Genomic DNA, 23,764 nt, shown 5'->3' on the forward strand with positions numbered 1-23,764 from the left:
AAAGAAAGAGGAAAAATGTCAAAAGAAAAAATAAGTAAAAAAATTGCAAGATTAAATTCTAAAGAGAAAAATAAAGAAAGTCAAAATAAAACTCCAGAACAAATAAAAAAACAAAAAATTATTAAATGAAGTTTATTGGGAGTATTTTCTTCAATTTTAACAGCTATGGCTATTGGTATACCACTAGGTGTATCAAATATTTCTCCTCGAATAGCAGAAACTAGAAAACCAGATACGCAAGTTGCTAGTATAATTTCCCCAAATAATGTTTTAAATATAACGGTGTCAGACTTAGAAAAAATAAGCAAAACAGAATCTGTTGCAAATAAAGAAGAATTTGATCAAGCAAAAATTTCGTTAGTAAAATTTTTATATGAAGAAGAGTACAAAGCTTCTAAAATTTTTAAGAATGCTTGAGATAAATCGTTTGTTAATGGTAAAACAAGTGCAAATAGTAGATTTAATTCTTCCTTAAAAAGTTATGATGAAGTTAAAGAAACTCAAAGAAAATTTTTAGAAGATGAGAGAAGAAGATATCAAAGAAGCTATGGTTTTCAAAATTGGGAAACTGAGTTTAATAAATATTTATCAACAGATCCTAAATTCGGAGGGTCAGCAGATTTTGAAAAAGCAATTGAATATTTAACTTATAAAGATATCGAATCTAAAGCATTTGCGAGATTTACTCCTCAATTTTCAACACAATTCTTATATAAAGATGTAAAAAATAGAATTCTTTCTGAAGATATTAAAGATGAAAATAATAATGTAATTTTTAAAAAGGGAGACAGATTATTTAAGGACTTAATAATTTTAGATGATTCAGATGATAAAGGTGATAAAGAAGTAAATGCTTTTATTCCGAATATAGAAAAAACTTCTGATGTACAGAAAACTGAAGAAGAAAAATTAAAAATTAAAGATGAATATAGAGTTTCTGCCTTTTTAACTAATTCATATGTAAAAGATTTTATTAATGCTAATGAAGTTGTAAAAAGATTTTATTTTGATAATGATGCGCTTTTAAAAGATAAATTCGCATTTTATTCTATTTCGCAATTAACCATTAATGCAACGCAGAACGATAAAAACGCTAATGAATCTTGAAAAATAGCTAAAAATGATTTAAAAGAATTATTGAAATATAAAGTTACCGCGATTGATTCATCTACACAAAATGCATCTGAAGTCAAAACTACATTAGAAATTATCGAAAATTTCAAAGGGAATTCAACTAAAGATTTAAAAAATCGCGAAAATGACAGGATTTTATTAAACACAATAAATAGTTCTACTAATAAAGAAAATTCACAAAATTTAGGTCAATTACCTTTAAGAAATTTAAATCAAATTTTTGATACAGAAGATGTTTCATATGCAATTTCTTTTTTAGATAATTTATTTAGTGCAAAAGAAACTAACCAAATTCTTTCAACAACTTTATTCAATAAATTAAAAGAAAAATTATTTACAAACTCTAATGCTTCTTTACTTCCTGATGCTTCCACTTTAAATAATAAAAAATTAATAGAAATAAATGAAATTAATAGAAAAATTGATGATTTTATTGATAAATTAGATGAAGGAGAACTAAAAAAAGCAGGAGATGCATTTAAAGAGACTTTTGGTGAAAGTGATAATCAAAGTTATAGAATTTCTACAATTTATAAATTATCAAAAAATAATTTTATAATTTATTCTAAAAAAGGGCTAAATATCATTGCTAAAGAAGAAATAAAAACATTTGATAAATTAAAAGAATTAATTAAAGCTGAATTGCAATTAAATGCAAATGGTCAAAATGATTCTAGCATTAAAAGTAATATTAAACTAAATGAATTATTTAAAGAATTGCAGGCAGATAGTATTGTTTTAAAACAAGCTATAAATCAAAAAACATTTACTGATTTATTATTAAAAGAGCATAAAGCTAATAAAAGCGAAGAAGAAAAAACAAAGTATATAGATTCTTTAAAAAGAAATATAGAAAATCAATTTATCACATATAACAATATCCAAATATTAGCTATAAATTCAAAGATAGAATCTTATTTAAATGATATTAAAAAATATAATTTAAATTCTGATTACAATTATGAAAATACTAAACATGATTGATTTATAAAAAACAAAGAAGAACAAAATGATGTTCAAACAATTTATTTAGCATTACAAAAACATTTTGGACTAATAAAATAAAGGAGAAAAATGGCTAAAAAGAAAAAAATAAGTAGCTTACTAATTGGAACACCTGCTATTTTGCTAACAAGTTATGCAATCACTTCATGTTCTTCGATTAATGTTGAAAACTCAGAAAAAATTAAGCAAGATGAACTATTAAAATCGGAAAAAACTAAAAAATTTTTAGAAACCAAATTTTTAGAAAGTATTTTAACTTCTAAATTGTTTACAGCGTATACAGATTTAGGAAAAGCATTTGAAGATGAAAGTGGTTTTTACTATAAAGAAACTAAAAAAGCTTTCGATTTTTATCAAAAACAAGAACTAAAAAAAGACAAATCTTTCACTGTTAAAATGGTAAACGATTTAAATTCTAAAAATTTACTTTCCTCAAAGGAATTAGAAGAATTACAAAAAGAAATAGGACCTAATAAACTTTTTACTGACAAAGGTTTTAAAATATTATTTAGTTTAAATTATTCAGAAATTAAAAATGATATTTTAAAAATGATATTAGTTAAAAACTTTTTATTAAATTCTTCAGAACAAGATATTATTAATTCAGAAATATACAAAAATTATTCTTCTGAAAAAAACACAAATTATGCACAAAGAAACGCATTTCAAAATACAAATCCTAAAACCAAAGATTTTTTCTTAAAAACTTTACTTTTAGAAAAACAAGTAGCACAGGTTTGAAAATTTGAATCTAGCGATGCAAATGACATTAATTCATATAACTTGTTGGAATTAAAGGATGAAAATTCCTTTAACTCGCTAATAGATGAACGTTTTAAAAACGCTAAAACTACAAATAAAATAGAAAGCTTTGAACTTTTAAATGCGAACGATGATATTAATTTAGAAAATTTACTGTCTTATGAAGGTATTTTATATAATCAAGGGAGCAACGCAAAAGGTAGCTTTAATTATGATATTTACCAGTTAAAGAGAGAATATTCCATAAAAAGTGGTTTTGTTGATGAAAATACAAGAATAATTTATTCTAAAAATGATTTAAAATCTGCAGATAATTGAAAAGGTAAAAAAGAGTTATCAATTAAATTAAAAGATTCATTTGATAAAAATAAAAATAAATTTCAATTAACAGCAGATGATTTAGAATTTGAAAATCAAGCTTCACATAGCGAAGTAACTTATTCAGTAGCTTCCATATTACCTTTTGAATCTGAAAGTTTGCAAAAAAGAGCATATGTTATTGCTAAAATGGTATTAACATCAGAAAAAGATTCTAAATCACCATCTTCAAGATTTTATATTGTTGAGATTAATTGAGATGGAAATGAAAATACATATTCTCCTAAAATAGCATCAGAAGGTAGAGAAATTCAAAATTTCCCTTCATTTGTAAAAGTTATAAATAATGATTTTACAAAAATTTCAGCAACATATTTAACTAAAATTGTTCCTATATATGATGAGATAGTGGATACAACTAAAGATAATGTTGTTTCATATAAAAGATACTTTTCTTTAAATAATACCCCTTGAAACAGCGATAGTCAAAAGGAAATTTTAGCATTTTCTCTTTATTTAGCGGATAAAAAAAGTCTATATAATGAAGTAGAAAAATTTTATAATCAAGCAGGTTATAAAATAGAATATAAAGATGATTTATTAATAACAGAAAAAAAGTAGGTTAAAAAATGGAAGATTTATTTTTAAAAATAATTAATAGAACAATACCTGCAAATATCATTTATGAAGATGAGAAAGTAATAGCCTTTTTAGATATAAAACCAGTAACTAAAGGACACTTTTTAGTCGTTCCTAAAAATTATTCGAAAAATTTAAAAACAATAAATGAAGATGATCTTCAATATTTATTTTCTAAAGCTAGAGAATTAGCTTTAGAAGAAATTAAAAAATTAAATGTTAATGGTTTTAAATTACTAGTTAATAATGAAAAAGAATCCGGTCAAGAAGTATTTCATACACATGTTCACATCATACCTAGCGAAAAATAAATTTAATTATTTATTTTAAAAAAGATTAATAAAGTTAATTAGTTACAAACTTTGTTAAAATTAGATTAGAGAGGAGAAAATGTGAATTTAAATTATTTTCAAATTACTTTTATTAGTTTTTGGATTTTAGTGATACTTACTTTTATTATCGCGGAATTAATAACTAACGGAATATGATTTGGTTTAACTTCTATCGCTTCCGTTCCTTCTTTATTAATTTCAATATTAAGTCCTTATTATTTTTGAATGTTTTTTATAGAAATAATAGTATTTATTGTTGTTTGAGTTATCTTATACTATTCTAGTTACAACTTTTTTAAAAAACAATTATCAAAATTTAAAATAGCAAATGGTAATTTATTAGATTATTTAATAAATAAATCAGGTATTTTATTAGAGGATAGTTTTGAGTCAGGAAAAGGTGGTAAACAGTATGGTAAAATTGATATTGAAGGCAAATTTTATAGAACAGTATCTGTAAGTGGAGAAGGTGTTATACCTAAAGGAACATGAGTAAAAATTTCAAAAACTGAAGGTAATTTATTATTTGTAGAGAGAAATGAGGAAAAGTAAATGCAAATATTTTTAATTATATTAGCTGTATTAATATTATTTATCTTAATACTATCATCGATATTTTCTATAAAAGTAATTCAACAATCAGAATTTGCTGTTGTAACTAGATTGGGAAAATATAAAAAAACATTAAACAATGGTTTAAATTTCATTGTCCCATTTATTGACAAAATTGTTAAAAGAGAAAATTACAAAGAAAAAGTTTTGGATTTTCCAGAACAAGATGTAATAACAAAAGACAATGCGGGAATTAAAGTAGATACAGTTATTTATTTACAAATTATTGAACCTGAAAAATTTGTTTATGGTGCAGAAAATGCAATGAGAGCAATTGAAAATTTATCTGCAACTACTTTAAGAAATTTATTAGGTGAATTAGAATTAGATGAAACATTAACTTCTAGAGACACAATTAATTCAAAATTAACCTTAATTTTAGATGAAGCATCAAATTCTTGAGGTTTAAAAGTTCATAGAGTGGAAATTAAAAACATAACTCCTCCAAAAGATATCCAAGACGCCATGGAAAAACAAATGAGAGCTGAAAGGGAAAAAAGAGCTAATATTTTAGAAGCAGAAGGACAAAAACAAGCTTCTATTTTAAGAGCAGAAGGGGAACAAGCCGCTCAAATTTTAAAAGCTAAAGCTGAAAAAGAGACTCAAATTTTACTAGCTGAAGCCAAAAAAGAAAAAGAAATTTTAGAAGCAGAAGGACAAAAACAAGCTTTAATACTTTTAAGTGAAAGTAAAATAAATAAAGAAATATTAACCTTTAAATCAATTGAACAATTAGGTAAAATGGCAGATGGAAAAGCAACTAAAATAATTTTACCCCCTAATTTAAATGAAGTAGCTAGAACTATGAGTGTTGCATCTGAAGTTTTTAAAGAAAATAAATAAAAATTTAATTTCAATTAAAATTATTTATAAAAACCAAGTATTTATTTTGAATACTTGGTTTTTATGTTTATTTAATGTTTTTACATCACTGATTTAATTGTGTCTTTTACAATGTTAACTGAGTTTTGGAATTTAGATTTTTCTTTTTCATTAAGCTCCAATTCAATAACTTCTTTTATTCCTTTAGCTCCTAAAACGGCAGGCACACCTATTACAACATCTGATACATTATATTTATTTTCTAGATATACTCCTAAAGGTAAAATAATATTTGCATCTTCTTGAATAGTTCTAACTATTTGTGCTAAACATGCTCCAATTCCGTAAAATGTAGCTCTTTTTCTTTCGATTATTTTATAAGCTTTTCTATATACTGGTTCTTCTAATTCTTTTTCATAATTTTCAGCATTTACTTTTGCTTTTTCTTCGAATTTAGAAAAAGGTAACCCTGCTATTTTGAATGTTGAATAGTTTACTAATGATGAATCCCCGTGTTCTCCAATTACATAAGCTTCTATGTTATTTGTAGAAACACCTGTTTTTTTAGATAATAATTGTTTTAATCTAGAAGTATCTAAAATTGTTCCTGAACCGATAACTTTTTTGTGGTCAAAACCTGTTTCTTTTAAATATACATAAGTTAAAACATCCACTGGATTAGAAGCGATAATTGTAATTCCTTTAAATCCGCTTGCCTTTATTTTTTGAGCAATATCTTTCATTATTAAAGAATTTTCTTTTACCATTTCTAATCTTGTTTCACCTGGCAATTGTGGTCTACCAGCTGTTACTACAACAATATCTGCATCTTTTGCATCTTCATAATTTGCAGCAAATACTTCGTATTTTTTAACAGAAGGTACTATTGCATCTTCTAAATCTAAAACATTTCCGTCTCTTGGACCTTCAAATTTATCAATAATTCCGTATTTAGCAGCTAAACCTTGATTAATTGCAGAATATAAAAATGATGTACCAACAGCCCCTGCCCCTACTAAAATAATTTTTGTAGCTTTCATTTTCTCTCCTATTTTTTATTTATATAATATTTATTAATTTAATTATAATGCTTTATTAAATAATTAATAAAAATATTTTTTTTAAGTAAAATTTTAATATTATGGACTTAAAAAAATACGATGATCTTTTTATAACCACTACAGATACTTTAGTTGGGATAGGAATTCCAGTAAAATGCAATAAAATTGAATTGTTATATGAAATAAAAAAAAGAAATTTAGAAAAAAAAATAATAATTTTAGTTTCTTCAATTAATCAAGCAAGACAATTTGAAGAATGAAATCAGCAAGCAGAAGAATTGGCGAAAAAATATTGACCAGGTAATACTACATTAATAGTTAATGAACAAGGTTTTAGAATGCCTAATCAAAAAGGTTTATTGAATTTATTAGAAAAAGAAGGTCCTTGTTGAGTAACAAGTGCAAATATTTCTGGAGAAAAATCTTTAGATTTAGAAGAAGCGAAAAAAAAATTTTTTATGATAAAAAAAGTTTATAATTTTGGTGTCGGCTCTAATATACCATCAAAAATTATAAGAGTAGAAACTTTGGAGGAGTTAAGATAAAATTATGAAAAAAATTAAAATTGCTTTCGCAAGCGATCATGCAGGATATGAATTAAAAAAACAAATATTTGATTATGTAAGAGAAAAGGGTTATGAAGTAGAAGATTTAGGACCTTTTAATTCTACAGAGTCAGTTTCATATGCCACTTTCGGAAAGAAATTAGGTAAACATCTTCAAGATAAAAAAGCGGATATAGGAATAGCTTTTTGTGGAACAGGTTTAGGTATTTCTTATGCTTTAAATAGATTTAAAGGAGTAAGGGCAGCTAGAATTACTAACGTAAATGATGCGTATTTAGCAAAATTACACAATAATGCCAACGTAATTGCTATGAGCGGAAGATTCACAACTTTTGAAGAAGCTAAAAAAATGGTTGATGAATATTTTGAAACTGAATATGAGGGTGGAAGACATCAAAGTAGGATTGATGAATTAGATGAAATATAATTTAAAAATATTTTTTATTTAAAATAATTTTTCTTTTGAAATAACTTTTTAATTTTAATACAAAGTAAGATAAAGATTATTATCTTTATTTTTTTATTTTTAAAATTAAAAAAAGTTATAAAATTTAAATATTATAATTTAAGTAGGTGGTTAATGAATTACAGAAGAATTTTATTAAAACTTTCAGGTGAAAGTTTAGCGAATAAAGAAGAAAGATTATCGATTGATAATAAGATGGTAAAAAAAATAGCTAAACAATTAAAAGAAGTAATTGCAATGGGTATTGAAGTAGCTATAGTTGTTGGTGGGGGAAATTTTTGAAGAGGTGCATCCGCAGAAAAAAACGGAATTTCTAGAAATAGAGCAGATTATATTGGCATGTTAGCAACGGTTATGAATGGACTAGCTCTTCAATCAGGTTTTGAGCAAGAAGGTTTATCTGCTAGAGTTTTATCTTCTTTAAACTTTGATAAAAGAGTTTCAGAATATTATATTAATGAAAAAACAGAAAAATATTTAAATCAAAAAGAAATTATAATTTTTGTTGGTGGAACAGGTAGACCTTTTTTTACTACCGACACCGCTTCAACACTATTTGCTTCAGAGATTCATGCAGACGTTATTTTAGTTGGTAAAAATAATGTAGAAGGTGTTTATGATTCAGATCCTAATATCAATCCAAACGCTAGATGGTACGAAAAAATAACATATGATGAAATTTTAGAAAAAAACTTAAAAGTAATGGATTCAACTTCATTTTCTATGGCTAAAGATAACAATATTGAATTAATAGTTTTTAACATCAACGAAGAAAATTCAATCATTAGAGCAATTAAGGGAGAAATAAAACATACAAAGGTGACTAAATAATGGAATTAGATTTATATTTACTAGACTTAGAAGAAAAATCAACAAAAGTTATTAATAACTTTGAAAAGCAATTATCTAAAATTTCAACCGGAAGAGCAAATCCGCAATTAGTTTCATATATAAAAGTTAATTATTACGACTCTTTAACACCTATTGAACAATTAGCTTCTATTTCTGTTCCGCAAGCTCAACAAATTTTAATTAAACCTTTTGATATTTCTATTGTAAAAGAAATGTATTCTGCAATTTTAGAACAAAATCTATCAGTTCAAACAACTAATGAAGGGCACCAAATTAGATTAACTTTTCCACCTTTAACAACAGAAAGAAGAAAAGAAATGGTAAAAAATCTTTCAAAATTAATTGAAGATGCTAAAGTTGGAATTAGATTAGTTAGACAAGATATAAATAAAGAAGTTAAAAAAGATGAAGAGTTAACAGAAGATGAAGTTAAAAAATTTTTAGAAAATATTCAAAATCAAATAGATAAAAAAATAGATATTATAAATAAAATAGCAAATGAAAAAGAAAAAGATTTAATGACAATTTAATAATATGAATAAGCATAAAATAAATAAAGTTTTTAAAAATGATTTTTTTAAAAGAACAATAGTTATTTTAATTATATTTTTAATTTTGTTTCCTAGTTTTTTTATCACAAAATATTTAGGAAAGTTTGGAAGAATATCTGGTTTGCTTTTTTTTATGTTACTAAGCTCCTTTGCTACATTTGAAGTATTAAAAAATTTTTATTTAAATATTTACATAAATATTTTTTTAATTGTAATTTCAAATTTAATTTATTTTCTTTCTTTTGAAAATTTTGAATACTTGATTAATAAAGGAATAGATAATTCTTTAGCTGAACTAGTCAATCAATTTAAATTAAATTACCAAATATTGGCTTTTTCTATTATTCTAGCCATTTTATTATTCGTTATAAGTTTATTCTATAATAAAAATAAGAAAATTATCGATTGAGTTTTTATATTTATTAGCTTATTATTTATTCCGATGTTTGGTAAATTTTCATTCATCTTTAATGTTTTTAATGTTTGATCAATTTTTATAATCGGATTTATAGCTGCGATATCTGATATTTTTGGCTTATTGGGTGGAAAGTTTTTTGGAAATAAAATTTTTAAGAAAAAACTTGCTCCAAATATTTCTCCTAAAAAGACATGGGAGGGAGCAATCATATCAACAATATTTTCTACATTATTTACATTTGTGTGTTTTTATTTTACAGATATTTTTAATGATATGCCTAATAAATTATATTTTTGTTTAATATCTTCTTTAATTCTGCCTATTGCTTCTATTTTTGGAGACTTATTATTTTCGAGTTTAAAGAGATATTTAAAAATTAAAGATTTTTCAAATATTTTATCTTCACATGGAGGAATAATGGATCGTTTTGATTCAACATTTCTTGTAGTATTTACATTAATTCCCATATTAATTTTATTTACTTTTTAATTAAAAAAGGAGAAAGTATGAATAAAAAAAATAAAGAAAGATACCTTTTTGCTTTAGATTTAGATGGTACTGTTTTATCTAATTCAGCAAAAGGAGAAATGCACCCAGATACAGAAGAAGCAATTAAACAAGCTGTCGCAGAGGGGCATATCATTTGTATAATAACAGGTAGACCTTGAAGAAGTACAAAACCCATATATGAAAAACTGGGATTAAATACAGTCGTAGGTAATTATAACGGAGCTCATATTCACAATCCTAAGGACGAATTTTTTATTCCACAGATCCACTATCTAAATTTAAATGAAATGCTTTACATTTTAGGTGATAAAGTTGTTAAAAAAGAAATTTCTAATATAGCGATAGAGGGTCCAGGATGAGTCCAATTGAAGAAAAGAGATGAAGCGCTAGAAAGAGTGTTTGGTTTTAGCGATTCTTTAAAATTCACTGTGGGTTTAAAATTGGATAAAATACCTTTAAAACCAACAGGGATTGTTTTTGACGTTAAAGAAACAACAGATGTTTATGCTCTAAAAACTTATTTAGAAAGAAGATATGGAGATTTAGGAGAATTTTCTTCTTGATCTAAAGGTGAGGGGTTAACGCCGGTATTTGATATAACTTCAGTTGGTGTTAATAAAGCAAAAGCGGTTTCTCTTTTAATGAGATATTACGGAATAGATATAGATAATACTATTAGTATTGGTGATGGATATAATGATGTTTCTATGTTTCATGTTACTAATATAGCAGTTGCTATGGGAAATAGTGAACCGAGAATAAAAAGAATTGCAACTGTAGTTTTAAAGAAAACTAATAAAGAAGGCGGAGTAGGGCACTATATTAAAAAATTCTTAAAAGATCCAAACAAAGAAAAAGAAAAAAGCAAAAGAATTAGACACTCTAGAAATAATCGTGAAGCAGAGATTACATAATGGTAAAATATAAAAACATAGGTTGTGATGAAACTGGAGTTGGTGATTATTTATCACCTTTAATTGCTTGCGCTGTTATCATACCAGAAGAAAACAAAAGTACTTTATATAACTTAGGAATTAGAGATTCTAAAAAAATAACATCAGATAAAAAAATAATGGAATTAGCAAACAAACTTAAAGAAAATACGATTTTTTCTTTAAGTTTTTTGTCTCAAGAACAATATAATAAACTAAACAACTTTTTAAACGGAAATGAATTAAAAATGCTATTGCATTTGCATAATATTAATAAATTAGAAAAACAATACAAAGTGGATAATACTATAATTGATCAATTTTCTACAGAAAAATCTATATTGTTATATATTGATAAATTAAATTCATCTTCACTTCAGGTAGAAAAAATAAAATCAAATTTAATTTTAGAAACTAAAGCAGAAGATAAATTCTTAGAAGTCGCTTGTGCATCAATTTTAGCAAGAGACTTTTTAATTTCTAAAATGGATGAACAAAATAAAAAATGAAATTTTAATTTTTTATTAGGTGCAGGAAAAAACGTAAACAATTGTGCACTAGAATTTGTAAAAAAGCATGGAATAGATAATTTAAACAAAGTGGCAAAACTCCATTTTAAGAATACTAATGATATAAAAAGTGAAATTTAATTTAAAAAAATATCAAAAAAATATTTTTTTGATAAAAAATATCTTTTTAATCTATAATATTTCTCATATTAATATGAAAGGAAAAAAATGCTATTAAAAAATAAGTTTAGCGAAAAACAATTTGTACTTTTTGGTTTAAATTATATAGTTGGTTTTGGTTTTATAGCAACTATTTCGGGTGTTATAGCCAAAGGTCTATGAGGTATGTTAATATTTGTATTAACTGCCTTTATATCAATGGCCGTGATGCTAGCTTTTGCTAGAGGGAGTCAATTTTTTTCTAACGAAGTTGGTGGTACTTATGTTTATGCCAGAAAGACATTTAAAAAACATAAATGATTTTTATTTTTACAGGGTTGAAACCAATTTGCTCAGGTTCCTTTATTTTCTGCAACTACTCCTTTATTTTTTTCCACTTTACTATCTGAATTTGATAAAGGAAATCAATTAATATATCAAATTGCTTCAGTTTCGATTTTTATGATTTTCATCATAATAAGTGCATTAGGATTAAAACTATCAAAATGATTTGTATTTTTCGCAGCAATTATAAAATGAATAACAATAGCTTTAGGTTTAGCGATTGTAACTTACTATTCCTTTATGAATTTTAATTTTTCTAATTCTTTCGTGAACAATGAAAAAGTAACTTTAGGAATAATTATTTCTTCTGTATTAACATTTATATATGCTTTTGCAGGGGGAGAGGGTTTAGCTGGTTTATCATCAGATGTGGAAACCAAAAGATTTAAAAAAATATTAATGTTAATATTTATTATTGTATTAAGTTTCTATTTAGTATTTTACTTAATATATTTAGGTTTAGAACCTAATACATTTAAAACTTCAAACAGTTCGGTACAATTTGGAGCCATTTATAAAGGAACATTTGGTTTAGTTGGGTTAATTTTATTTACTATTGGTCTGTTTTTCAACAGAGCTAGTTCTTCCATTAGCTCAATGATTTATTATGCAAGAACTGTAGTTCCTTTAGCTGAAGATGGTTTTATACCAAGTAAATTTGCTAAAAAATCAAAAAATGGTGAATATACAAACGCAATTATATTTTCAACTATTTTTGCTTTAATATCTATGATTATTTTTACCATCTTACCTTCAATATTACAAGTCAGAGATCAATTCGTTTCAATTTTAAATGCGGGAAATATAGTTTTTCTAATGCAATATTTATTTACGTTGATAACTATTGTTACTCTTTCACATAAAGAAAAGAAATTTAAATTGCCTTTATGAGAGGAAATAGTTTATATATTAGCTATTTTGTTAATAGGGTTTGTAATTTTGAGTTCTTTTATTCCTCCTATAATAGGAGAACAATATACAAAATCAACAGCCATTTTATTACCTAGTTACGTTGGAGTAATGCTTATCGGATATATAATCTGATGAATATGATATTTAATTAATAAAAAACCTGGTAAAAAACAATTATATATATAAAATTAATAGTCGCTAGAACAGCGACTTTTTTATTTAAATTTTTAGTTAATATGACAGTAAAATAAAAAAAATATAAGCTTTGTTTAATGAAATCAAATCTAAATAAATAAGATTTTATTACATCTATTATCAAATTTTATTATCTAAAAAATTAATAATAAAATTTATATGTTAGATGCTTTTTTCATATATAATGATTTTATTATGTTAGATCAAACTTTTAAAAAATTTTGTCAAGAAATAGATTTTCAAATTCCTAATGAACTACTTGGAGCGCAAGTTATTGAAGTATCTCAAAAAAATAGTTTTTTTGTGGTATCTTTATTATTGCAAGAATTAATTCCTATAGATATTTTTAAAAAATTTTATTATAAAATAAGAAATGCAAATATCAAATTTGATTTAAAAATATCTTATTTTGACACCTCTAAAAAACAACATTTTGTAAAAGATTATTTTGAGTATGCATACTTATTAGCTTCATCAAATTTTTGACCATTAGAAAACAGAAAAATTGAATTTTCACAAGAAGGAATATATAAAATATTTATATATACAGAACTAGAAAAAGATGATTCTTATAATAATATAATAAAAAATTATATGCAAAATTGAGGTTTTATTAACTTTGAGATTGAATATATTTTAGATAAAGAATGAGAAAAAGAAACTAATAAAAAAAGGGAAGAGTTAATACAACTAGAAAAGAAAAGAGAAAAAACTATAAAAGAAGAAACTATTAAAAGCATTTCTTCTCAAAAAAAAGATTTTACTTTTTATGAAAAATCTAAAAGCTATATTGAAATGAATATAAAAGACGCTTTAGAAACAGAAGAATACAACGTTTCAGTTAGTGGAGAAATTTTTAAAAAAGATATTCAAAAAACAAAAACAGATTTATGAATAGTTACTTTGACTATAACAGATTATCAAGAAGCAATAAAAGTAAAAATATTTGCTAAAACACTAGAAGAAAAAGAAATTCAAGAAGGATTTGTACCAAAAAAATATATTACGGTTTATGGAAATTGTGTAAAAGATGACTATACTAGATCTAAAATAATTAGGGCTAAAAAAGTTGAACTTATAGAAGTTAATAAAATACAAAGACAAGATTTGGAAACAAATAAAAGAGTAGAACTTTATGCCAGAACAAACATGAGTGCAATGGATGGAATCTCTTCAGCTAAAGAATATATAGAAGAAATAGCCAGATTAAAACACACTTCTTTAGGTATAGCCGATTTAGATTCGGCGCAGGCTTTTCCAGATTTATTTCATGAAGCAAAAAAACATGGAATAAAAGCCATTTATGGTACTACTTTCAAGGCAATAGAATATAATAATAATGCCATTTTAAATCCTATAAAAAATATAGAATTAAAAAATGCAAGATATATTGTGTTCGACTTAGAAACTACCGGATTTTCTCCCATTTATAATGAAATAATTGAGTTTGGTTGTGTAGTGATAGAAAATGGAAAAGTTATAAATAGTCATCAGTTTTTTATTAAGCCTACCAAACCTTTACCAAGAAAAATAATAGAACTTACTAAAATTACAGAAAAAGATGTGGAAAATGCAATTTCTCAAGAAGAAGGAATTAAAAAAATATATGATATTTTAAAAAATTCAATAGCTGTTGCACATAATTCGAATTTTGATATCGGCTTTGTAAATGAAAAAATAAATTTTTTTGGTTTACCTAAATTAAATATCATGACTATTGATACTCTAGTTGTTTCTTGAATTTTATCTCCAGAAGCTAAAAGATTTAGAATGGAAAACATTGCAACTAGAGCAGGTATAAATTATGACCCGACAATAGCGCATAGAGCAGATTATGATGCGGATGTTTTAGCTAAAGTTTGATTGAATTATTTATTAGAATTAGAAAATAAAAATATTAAAACTACTTTTGATTTACGCGATTATGAAGACGATAAATTGCATAGTAAAAAATTTAGTAATGAAGTAGTTATTTATGCTAAAAATCAGGAAGGTTTAAAAGAGTTATTTAAAATAATTTCTAAATCATCAACGGAAACTTTTTATAATGCTCCAAAAATATTTTTTGATAAATTTCAAAAAAGTGAAAATTTATTAATTGCAAGCGGAACGCTAAATTCGATATTAATACAAAAAGCTTTTTATTCAACTAATGAAATTATCGAACAGGAAATAGAAAAATACGATGTAGTTTTTATTCCGCCTATTAGAGATTTTATTCACTGAATTCGTAGAGAAAAAATATTAGAAGAAGATATTAAAAAAGGATTAATAAATTTAGTTAATTTAGCAAAGAAAAAAAATATTCCAGTTGTTGCTGTTTCTGATTGTAGATATATTGAAGAAAATCAAAAAACATTACATGAAATATATATTAATGCTAAAGGATTAGGTGGAGTAAGACATTATCTTTTTGATTATGAAGATAAAAACCCAAAATATCCTTTACAAAACTTTTTAACTACAGAAGAAATGTATAAGGAATTTTCTTTTTTAGGCGATTTTAATTTAATAAAAGAAGTTGTGGTTACAAATAGTAATAAAATAGCTTCAGAATTTGAATATATTGAGGTTATAAAAGACAAGTTATACGCTCCTATTTTTGATAATTCTAGAGAAAATTTGGAAAAACTTGTTTATAAAACTGCAAAAGAAAAATACGGAGAAGTTTTACCTAAAATTGTTAAAGAGAGAATAGAAAAAGAATTAAATCCTATATTAAAACATGGATTTGATGTTATTTATTGAATAAGTCATAAATTGGTTGCTAAATCTTTAAATGATGGTTATTTAGTTGGCTCTCGTGGATCGGTTGGTTCTTCTTTAGTTGCAACAATGGCTGGTATTACCGAAGTAAATCCTCTAAAACCTCATTATATTTGTAAGCAATGTAAATATTCTGAGTTTTTTGAAGATGAAGAATACTTGTCTGGCTTTGATTTAGAAGATAAAGAATGTGAAAACTGTAAAATCCCCCTAGATAAAGATGGGCATAATATTCCTTTTGAAACTTTTTTAGGTTTTGATGCAGATAAAGTTCCTGATATTGATTTAAACTTTTCAGGAGATTATCAAAATATTATACATAAAGAAGTTAGAGATGTTTTTGGCGAGGAACATACATTTAGAGCTGGCACCATTTCTACTAATAAAGAAAAAACTGTTTTTGGATATCTTAGAGATCAAATCGAAAGAGGATTAGGAAACTATTCATCGAATTTTATGGAATTTTTAGCTCATAAAGCTGAAGGTGTTAAAAGAACAACGGGTCAACACCCGGGGGGGATAATAATTATTCCAAAGGAATTTGAAATAGAAGATTTTACACCTATAAATTTTCCAGCTAATAATGATTCTTCTTCTTGAAAAACTACTCATTTTGATTTTCATTCTATTCATGACAATGTATTAAAACTTGATTTATTAGGACACGATGATCCTACAGCAATTAAAATGCTTGAAACTTTAACAAATATTAAGGCTCAAGATATTCCTAAATCTGATCCTAAAATAATTTCTTTATTTTCATCAACAGAGGCCTTGGGTATAACTCCAGAAGATATTTCTGGAGAAACAACAGGTGCTATGGGTATTCCAGAATTTGGAACAAATTTTGTTAGACAAATGCTTAAAACAGCTACTGTTAAAAGTTTTGCTGATTTAGTAGTTATCTCTGGTTTATCTCATGGTGAAGCTGTATGAAAAGGAAATGCAGAAGACTTAATAGTTAATAATAATTTAAACTTCAAAGATGTGGTTTCTTGTAGGGATAATATAATGGGATTTTTAATACAAAAAGGAATCGAACCATTAAAGTCTTTTAAAATCATGGAACAAGTTAGAAAGGGTAAATCAATAACAAAAGAAGAAGAAACCTTATTAACTTCACATAATGTACCTGATTGATATATTGATTCTTTGAAAAAAATACGTTATTTATTTCCGAAAGCTCATGCGACAGCGTATGTTATTATGGCTTGAAGAATTGCTTATTTTAAACTTTATCATCCATTAGCTTATTATGCAACATATTTCACAACAAGAGCTGATTTTAGTGATATAGAAACATTAGTGGCTGGAAAAGATAGCATAACGGAAAAGATCAGAGAATTAAAAGCTAGAGAATTTGCTAAAAATAAAGAATCACAGTTAAGCGCAAAAGAAAAATCTTTAATCCCTATTTTATCAATAGCTGAAGAAATGTATGCGCGTGGTTTTAGTATTTCCAATATTGATATCATGAAATCAAAGGCGACTCAATGGATATTAGATCACTCTAACAAAACTTTAATTCCACCTTTTATAACAATAGACGGATTAGGAGAGGCTGTAGCAACATCTATAGAAACAGCAAGAGCAGAAGGGAACTTTTCTTCTATTGAAGATTTAAAAAATAGAACCTCTTTAAATAAAACCATATTGAAAAAAATTAAAGATTTAGGAATTTTAAATCATTTAAACGAAACAGATCAAAAAACATTATTTTAAAAAGAAAAACTAGCATAAAAGCTAGTTTTTTTAAATTAAAATTATAGTAAATTAAAGCCAAAATTAGTTCATTCAATAATTATTTTTTGATTTTCTTCTTTTTTATTATTTATGTAAAAATTTCGGAAAAATTCTTTATCTACAAAGAAAATATTTCCAAAGTAAATGTTTTTTATACTTTTATAATTAAGTCTAATAATTAAATTATTTACTACTTCAAAATCGATAAAGTCTTTTTTAGACATTTTTTTTACTTGACTTTCTTGAATGTTAATGCTTAAACCTTTTATTTTCATTAATTTATTAAAAATATAAAAGTTTTTATCACCATTGAAAGAAAATCTGATGTTTTTATATTGAAAATTATTTTTTGTAATCAATTCTTCTAATGTAGGAGAAAATTTTATAGCATAGTTGCTGGATTTTCTGGTGAAAATATTAGTTATGGAAGGAACTAATCAATAACCATTTTCGGTTTTATTAACTTTAACTTTGTCTATATCTTTTTGTTTCATAATTATTTATAATTTTTTAAAAAATAGTAAATACCATCTTCATCATTACTTTTAGTTTGATGCGTTGCGCTAACTTTTATTTTTTCTTTTGATTGACCCATAGCTACTGAATATTTAACGACTTGAAACATTGAAATATCATTTTCTTCATCTCCAAAAACTATAGATTTATCTAAGTTTATATTAAAAATTTCTGCAAGTTTTTTTAAACCTTCACCTTTAGAAGAATTTAGTGGCATAATATCTATTACATTTTTTTGAGAACGTAATACATATATCTTATCAATTTCTAATAAGTTTTTTTCAATATTTTCTATGTCTTTTAGGTTTGAATCACTTTTAATTATTAAAAATTTTATAATATCATGATCTTGAATTTTAAAATCATTTAATTTATTATGTGCATATTCATTAAAATTTACTTCAAACCGGTTTTCTTTTTTTCTTTTTTGAATACTGTCAGTTAATCAAGAAAATCATTTAGGGAAACTATTAGAAAAATGGTAAAAACCAAACATTTGTTTAGTTGTATATACCAAAAAAGTGATTTTATTTTTTATAAGTAAATCAAAAACTTGTTGACTAGCTTCTTTGTTTATTGGATTTTGAAATAAAATTTTTTCATTTTTAAAATCATAAATTAAAGAACCGTTGCAACTTATTAAAGGAAAATCAGCTTTTATTAAGTTATGCTCTTCTTTAGCAAAATAGTATGGTCTACCTGTTGCTATAGAAATTTTTTTTCCTTGTTGTTGCATATCTTTAATTATGTCTAAGCTACTAGAAAGAATTTCTTTATTATTGTTTAAAAGAGTGCCGTCTAAGTCAAAAAAAATATTTTCAAATATTAAATTATTTTTTTTGTCCATAATAAGCGTTTGGTCCGTGCTTTCTAAAATGGTGTTTATCTTGTAATGTTTTATTAGCTTGTTTTTTGTGAGGGTCTATAATTAAAGTGTTTATGGCCATTTTAGCAACTTCTTCTAATGTTAGAGCTAAATTTACAGCATCTTTAGGATTTTTAGTTGATCAAACAAATGGCCCATGCTCTTTTACTAAAGTTGCACTTGTAGATTCAAAACTAATATTATTTTTTTGGTAGTGTTCTATTATTACTAATCCTGTGTTGTGTTCGTACTCCCCGTTAATTTCTTGGTCAGTTAATTCTCTTGTACAAGGAACTGAACCATAAAAATTATCAGCATGTGTAGTTCCAAAACACGGAATTTCTTTTCCTGCCTGGGCAAAACCGACAGCAAAAGGAGAGTGTGTATGAACTATACCATTTATATTATCATTAGCTTTATATAAAAGAGTATGTGTAGGCGTATCACTAGAAGGGTTTAATTCAGAATCAATTACATTATTGTCCATATCAACTATAACCATATCATCAACCGTCATACTTTCATAACTAACTCCAGAAGGTTTTATAACCATATATTTTCTATCTTTTGTTATTCCTGAAACATTTCCTCAAGTATGTATAGCTAATTTATACTTATAAAGAAGCATATTGGCTTCATATACTTCTCTTTTTAATGCAATAATTTCTTCTTTATTCACCTTTAGCTCTCTTTCATTGTTGTAAGTAAAATTCTTTAGCTTCTTTTAATAGTTTAATATTATTTTCTATATTTTCATTAGGGTCATTTTTTGATCACATTTCAATTAAAAAAGGAACATTTAATTTATTTTTTTTGACTTCTCTTAATGATTTAACAAAATTTACGCTTCCTTTTCCTCATTCCACTTCTTTAAATTTATTTTTAGTTGTATCTTTAAAATGAAAGGCAACAATTTTTTCTCTTCCTAAATAAATTTCATTTGCAATATCTTTTGTAAATTGATTTAGATTTCCTAAGTCAGGGTAAATATAAAAATTAGGATAATTTATATTTTTTAAAAAAGACAAGCATTTTGATATAGTTCCAGCAAATGGTGTATCCATAGTTTCAAAAGCTAAACTAATACTATATTTTTGCGCTAGTTCTGCACATTTATTCATGCCTTTAATAAAATATTCTTTTGTTTTTGAATTTGATTTTTCGTAGTAAACATCATATGCGGCGATTTGAATTATTCTTATTCCTAATTTTTTAGCAAGAATTAAAGCTTTTTCCATTATTTCTAAAGCTTTTGCTCTAGTTTCTGGATTTTTAGAGCCAAAAGGAAATTTTCTATGTGCACTTAAACACATTGAATTAAAATAAAAATCTTTTTTTATAAGAAGCATTCTTAGAGAATTTATAGTTTCATCACTTCAATCTAATCTTGCAAGTCTTTCATCAGATTCATCAACGCTAAATTCAATAAAATCGTATCCGGCTTTTTTTGCTATGTCTATTTTTTCTTCTCAAGAAAACTTATTATTTATAGCTTTTTCATAAATACCTAAAAATCTAGTCTTATTTTCAATATTTTTTAAATTCATCTTTAAATTCCTTTGCAGCTAGTTCAGGATCTGCTGCGTCTCTTATTGATCTTCCGGCAATAAATATAAAAATAGGAATATCTTTAAATAATTTTATATCTTCTACTTCTACACCTCCAGTTACAGTTACTTTAAATCCCATATTAGCGAGTTTTTTAACTATCTCTATGTCTTTTTGCCCTCATTTTACACCTGCTGCTTGCGCATCTCTGGCTCTATGTCAAACAACTTGTGGAACCCCTGATTTTTTTCAAGATTCTACTTGTTCTCAACTAAAATTTGTTGTCATTTCTACTTGTAATTCTTTGCTTGGAGAATATTCTTTTGAAAAGTTTACTAAATCTTGCATTGTTGCGTTTTCTGCAGCACATATTGCTGTAGTAAAATCAGCCCCATTGTCATAAAACATTTTTGCAAATACTTTTCCTGCATCAGCAATTTTTCCATCCGCAACAATTATTTTATCCGGAAAGGCATCTTTAAGGGCTTTTATAGCCTTTTTTCCTTCCGATGCAAGTAAAATAGTACCCACTTCTATTACATCTATGTATTTTGCTGCTTTTTTAGCTGAAGTAATTGCATCTTCTATAGTTAAATTATCTAAAGCTATTTGTAATAATGGTAGTGCCATTTTTTCCTTTCTATATTAAATATTTTTGAAAATCTATTTTTGAAATAATATCAAATACTTCTTGATTGGTTTTTGCATTCATAATTGCATTTAAATTACTTTCTTCTTCAAATACTGCTACAATTTGTGGTAAAGCTTCAGAAGTGTGTACTTCTGCGCTTGTAGCAGCTAAAGCTATTAAAATTCTTACAGGTCTTTCATCTGAATCAAAATATACTGGTTCATTTAAAGTTATTAAAGAAAAACAATTTTCGTTAACCCCGGCATCACTTTGAGCATGCGGCATAGCTAAATTATCCGCAATTATATAGTAAGGCCCGTGCTTTTGAGTACTTTCTATGACTGCATGAAAGTATTTTTCTTCTACTAATTTTTTATCAATTAAAGGCTTTATTGAAAGATAAACTGCTTCTTTTCAATCCTTAGCATTTAAATTTAAGTTTATAGTATTATGTTTTTTTAAAATTTCTAATAAATTTATTTTTTGCATTATTATATTCCTAGAGCACTTTTTAAAGCTTCTTTAATTTCATTTTCATCCATTAAATTTGTAACACCAACAATTTTAGCTTTTTGATCATGATTAAACTGATCTGAAAGATGTTTAGAAGAAATAATAATATCGACAGAATTAGTTAATCCTACAGATTGTCCCATAGATAAAGCTTCTACATTCGCACTAATTCCTAATTCTTTTGTTATTTTTTGTACTTTTAATTTAATTATCATGCTTGTTCCCATCCCGTTTCCACAAGCGGCAACAATTTTAAGTGTTTGATTTTCCATTTTGTATACTCCCTTTATTTTTAAAAAAAGTTAGCATTTGCTAACTTTTAAAATTAGCTTTAGTTTATTAATTTAGGTTTAATGTTGAAAATTTTTTGTAAAAATGTTTGTTTTGTTTGAGAACCATTATCAACAATTAATCCAAGCGCTAGTAATCCGAAAATTGAAGTAATTACTAGTATTCAAGCTAATATATAGTTATATGAAGAAATTCACATTAATGCACCGAAGAATAAGTTTCAGTCAGCCATTCCTATGAAACCAGTAGCTACAGGTGATACTAGTGCAGAATTATCGAATCCTGCTGAAACTGCTTTTGTAGCAAACGAAATTATTATAACTTCTAAGAAACCGATAATACCAGGTAAAAGCATTGCGGCTTTTCAACCACCACTTGCATTTGCATACACTCCAAGTGAACCTGAGTTGAAAAATAAAGTTATAAATAATGGGACAGTTATATATACAAAGTTATTTCCAGGTATTCTAGAAATTGCGATTATTAACCCAACAGCAATAAATTGCCCTATAACTCCTGAGATAAATCCGAATGTTACAGAGTTAATAGAAAATCCATAAACTGCAGCAACGTCTACTGCAACAACTGCTCCAGGGATAAGTTTTTCACTAATTCCGTGGAATGATTGTTGCAATTCTGTTATAAACATTCTTACCCCTGTTATTATAGCTAATAATGCAGCAACTATTTTTAAAGAACCACCAAAGATATTAAGTACAAAATTAGCCCCACCAAATGTGGTGTTTCAAACAGCGTATTGTGTTGTGAATTTGATTAAATCTTTTTCTATTACTTTAGAAGAATCAACAAATAGAAGAATTATAAATAATATTGCAAATAGAACTAAAATAATAACTGTTTGTGTAAAAATATTGTCTTCAAATATTTTCAAATAATTAGGTAATTTTTTATTTTCAGCTGAATCTTCTTTATTTCCGAAAAATCTACCTAATTTATATGTAGCAGCTATTGCAAGCATTTGTTGATGTCCTATTGCAAATCCTGCATTTTGTGTTACTTGATTTGTTCCTTTTATTGTAGCTGTAGAAGCAGTTGCTCAATATACACCTAAAAATACTCCTGAAATTGCAATAAGACCAATTTGTTCACCAGCTGAGATAGTACCATCAAATACTCTCATGTCTCTAAATAAAATTGCATAGAATATTGTTGCTACCACAGCGGCTTGTTGTAACATAACATGACCTGTTATCATTAAACTATTTGTATTGGTTATTTTTTTAGCTGCAACCATTAAAATGTTTACAAAAAAACCTAATAGAAATGCATAAGAAATTATTGAAGTATAATCACTACTAAATCCTATAGTTTCTTTAGCTACAGAAAAGAATGAAGTTCCGCTAGCGAGAGAAAAATAAGGATCTAAAGGTACAACACTTCCTCCCAATTTACTAATTCCATTAAATACAGGTCTTGCTAGACCAACCAATGTACCTGAACCTATTGTTAATAATAGAAATCCGATCATTGTTTTTAACAGTCCTATTATAGATTGTCTTAATCCTCTTCCTAAAATTAAATATCCAATAAAAGTTAGTAAACCTAATAAGATTGCAGGTTGTTTTAGAAAGTTATCTAAGTAAACTTTGTTTAATAAGAAAAGAAATGCATTTAAAAACGCTTTTCCGCTTCAAGGTTCGATACCTGAATTAGGATTTGCTGTTTTAACCATAAGAGTAGTTAAAATAACTATTAAATTAATTAAAACAAAAATTGCTCATCCAACAATTAAACTAAGTTTTTTCTTTTTATTTAATTGTTCAATCATTT

23 protein-coding genes are annotated in these 23,764 nt (G+C 25.6%); 14 read left to right on the forward strand and 9 right to left on the reverse strand.

Going from position 1 to position 23,764, the window contains the following annotated elements; all coding sequences use genetic code 4:
* Positions 1–15: 15 nt before the first annotated feature.
* The 5 genes from NX772_RS00640 (at position 16) to NX772_RS00660 (ending at position 5,645) form a co-directional block, all read left to right on the forward strand.
* Positions 16–2,199, forward strand: a complete 2,184-nt coding sequence (locus NX772_RS00640) for a HinT-interacting membrane complex protein P80 (protein WP_156925607.1) — start codon at positions 16–18, stop codon at positions 2,197–2,199.
* A gap of 9 nt (positions 2,200–2,208) precedes the next feature.
* Entirely contained in the window at positions 2,209–3,840 is a 1,632-nt protein-coding gene (locus NX772_RS00645; RefSeq protein WP_027123177.1) for a HinT-interacting membrane complex lipoprotein P60, read from the forward strand.
* Positions 3,841–3,848: 8 nt separating this feature from the next.
* Positions 3,849–4,169: a histidine triad protein HinT gene (gene hinT / locus NX772_RS00650; RefSeq protein WP_027123176.1), complete on the forward strand. Its 321-nt coding sequence runs from the start codon at positions 3,849–3,851 to the stop codon at positions 4,167–4,169.
* Between the two features lie 81 nt (positions 4,170–4,250).
* Complete coding sequence (locus NX772_RS00655) at positions 4,251–4,742, forward strand: NfeD family protein (protein WP_027123175.1); 492 nt, start codon at positions 4,251–4,253, stop codon at positions 4,740–4,742.
* Positions 4,743–5,645 carry an SPFH domain-containing protein gene (locus NX772_RS00660; RefSeq protein WP_027123174.1) on the forward strand — a complete coding sequence of 301 codons (903 nt, stop codon included), beginning with the start codon at positions 4,743–4,745 and terminating at the stop codon, positions 5,643–5,645. It begins immediately after the preceding gene.
* 80 nt (positions 5,646–5,725) lie between these two features.
* Here NX772_RS00660 and NX772_RS00665 read toward each other — a convergent pair whose 3' ends face one another.
* The gene (locus tag NX772_RS00665) at positions 5,726–6,664 is read right to left on the reverse strand and encodes an L-lactate dehydrogenase (RefSeq protein ID WP_027123173.1); all 939 of its coding nucleotides are present in this window, start codon (positions 6,662–6,664) and stop codon (positions 5,726–5,728) included.
* 101 nt (positions 6,665–6,765) lie between these two features.
* Here NX772_RS00665 and NX772_RS00670 point away from each other — a divergent pair, with 101 nt between their 5' ends.
* From NX772_RS00670 to NX772_RS00710, 9 genes are all read left to right on the forward strand, one after another.
* On the forward strand, positions 6,766–7,230 hold the full coding sequence (locus NX772_RS00670; protein WP_036449999.1) for a Sua5/YciO/YrdC/YwlC family protein: 465 nt from the start codon (positions 6,766–6,768) through the stop codon (positions 7,228–7,230).
* A 4-nt stretch (positions 7,231–7,234) separates the two neighbouring features.
* Complete coding sequence (gene rpiB, locus NX772_RS00675; protein ID WP_027123171.1) at positions 7,235–7,678, forward strand: ribose 5-phosphate isomerase B; 444 nt, start codon at positions 7,235–7,237, stop codon at positions 7,676–7,678.
* Positions 7,679–7,828: 150 nt separating this feature from the next.
* Positions 7,829–8,548, forward strand: a complete 720-nt coding sequence (gene pyrH, locus NX772_RS00680; RefSeq protein ID WP_084477561.1) for a UMP kinase — start codon at positions 7,829–7,831, stop codon at positions 8,546–8,548.
* Positions 8,548–9,099, forward strand: a complete 552-nt coding sequence (gene frr / locus NX772_RS00685) for a ribosome recycling factor (protein WP_027123169.1) — start codon at positions 8,548–8,550, stop codon at positions 9,097–9,099. Before pyrH ends, frr begins: the two co-directional genes overlap by 1 nt.
* Before the next feature lie 4 nt (positions 9,100–9,103).
* Positions 9,104–10,027, forward strand: a complete 924-nt coding sequence (locus NX772_RS00690; RefSeq protein ID WP_051542125.1) for a phosphatidate cytidylyltransferase — start codon at positions 9,104–9,106, stop codon at positions 10,025–10,027.
* Positions 10,028–10,044: 17 nt separating this feature from the next.
* On the forward strand, positions 10,045–10,962 hold the full coding sequence (locus NX772_RS00695; protein ID WP_027123168.1) for a Cof-type HAD-IIB family hydrolase: 918 nt from the start codon (positions 10,045–10,047) through the stop codon (positions 10,960–10,962).
* A complete protein-coding gene (locus NX772_RS00700; RefSeq protein WP_036449996.1) occupies positions 10,962–11,630 on the forward strand; it encodes a ribonuclease HIII in 669 nt (222 codons plus the stop codon). Before NX772_RS00695 ends, NX772_RS00700 begins: the two co-directional genes overlap by 1 nt.
* 87 nt (positions 11,631–11,717) lie before the next feature.
* Positions 11,718–13,091: an APC family permease gene (locus tag NX772_RS00705; protein WP_051542123.1), complete on the forward strand. Its 1,374-nt coding sequence runs from the start codon at positions 11,718–11,720 to the stop codon at positions 13,089–13,091.
* A 204-nt stretch (positions 13,092–13,295) separates the two neighbouring features.
* Positions 13,296–17,588 carry a PolC-type DNA polymerase III gene (locus NX772_RS00710; RefSeq protein ID WP_027123165.1) on the forward strand — a complete coding sequence of 1,431 codons (4,293 nt, stop codon included), beginning with the start codon at positions 13,296–13,298 and terminating at the stop codon, positions 17,586–17,588.
* 41 nt (positions 17,589–17,629) lie between these two features.
* Here the strand turns inward: NX772_RS00710 and NX772_RS00715 are convergent, their stop codons facing one another.
* From NX772_RS00715 to NX772_RS00750, 8 genes are read right to left on the reverse strand one after another with little or no spacing between them, the layout of a single operon-like run.
* Positions 17,630–18,103 carry an MPN499 family protein gene (locus tag NX772_RS00715; protein ID WP_027123164.1) on the reverse strand — a complete coding sequence of 158 codons (474 nt, stop codon included), beginning with the start codon at positions 18,101–18,103 and terminating at the stop codon, positions 17,630–17,632.
* A 2-nt stretch (positions 18,104–18,105) separates the two neighbouring features.
* A complete protein-coding gene (locus NX772_RS00720) occupies positions 18,106–18,972 on the reverse strand; it encodes a Cof-type HAD-IIB family hydrolase (protein ID WP_027123163.1) in 867 nt (288 codons plus the stop codon).
* On the reverse strand, positions 18,956–19,618 hold the full coding sequence (locus NX772_RS00725) for an L-ribulose-5-phosphate 4-epimerase (RefSeq protein WP_084477564.1): 663 nt from the start codon (positions 19,616–19,618) through the stop codon (positions 18,956–18,958). Before NX772_RS00725 ends, NX772_RS00720 begins: the two co-directional genes overlap by 17 nt.
* Before the next feature lie 43 nt (positions 19,619–19,661).
* Positions 19,662–20,537, reverse strand: a complete 876-nt coding sequence (locus NX772_RS00730; protein WP_027123161.1) for an L-ribulose-5-phosphate 3-epimerase — start codon at positions 20,535–20,537, stop codon at positions 19,662–19,664.
* The gene (locus NX772_RS00735; protein ID WP_027123160.1) at positions 20,512–21,168 is read right to left on the reverse strand and encodes a 3-keto-L-gulonate-6-phosphate decarboxylase UlaD; all 657 of its coding nucleotides are present in this window, start codon (positions 21,166–21,168) and stop codon (positions 20,512–20,514) included. The genes NX772_RS00730 and NX772_RS00735 overlap by 26 nt, the downstream gene beginning before the upstream one ends.
* A 10-nt stretch (positions 21,169–21,178) precedes the next feature.
* Positions 21,179–21,658, reverse strand: a complete 480-nt coding sequence (locus NX772_RS00740; protein ID WP_211246858.1) for a PTS sugar transporter subunit IIA — start codon at positions 21,656–21,658, stop codon at positions 21,179–21,181.
* A gap of 2 nt (positions 21,659–21,660) precedes the next feature.
* Positions 21,661–21,954 (reverse strand): PTS sugar transporter subunit IIB, encoded by a 294-nt coding sequence (locus NX772_RS00745; RefSeq protein ID WP_027123158.1) that lies wholly within the window; start codon positions 21,952–21,954, stop codon positions 21,661–21,663.
* A gap of 59 nt (positions 21,955–22,013) precedes the next feature.
* Entirely contained in the window at positions 22,014–23,762 is a 1,749-nt protein-coding gene (locus NX772_RS00750) for a PTS ascorbate transporter subunit IIC (protein WP_027123157.1), read from the reverse strand.
* Positions 23,763–23,764 lie beyond the last annotated feature (2 nt).

Origin of the sequence: Mesomycoplasma molare, assembly GCF_024918955.1 — a bacterium.
Taxonomy (GTDB): Bacteria; Bacillota_I; Bacilli_A; order Mycoplasmatales; family Metamycoplasmataceae; genus Mesomycoplasma_A; species Mesomycoplasma_A molare.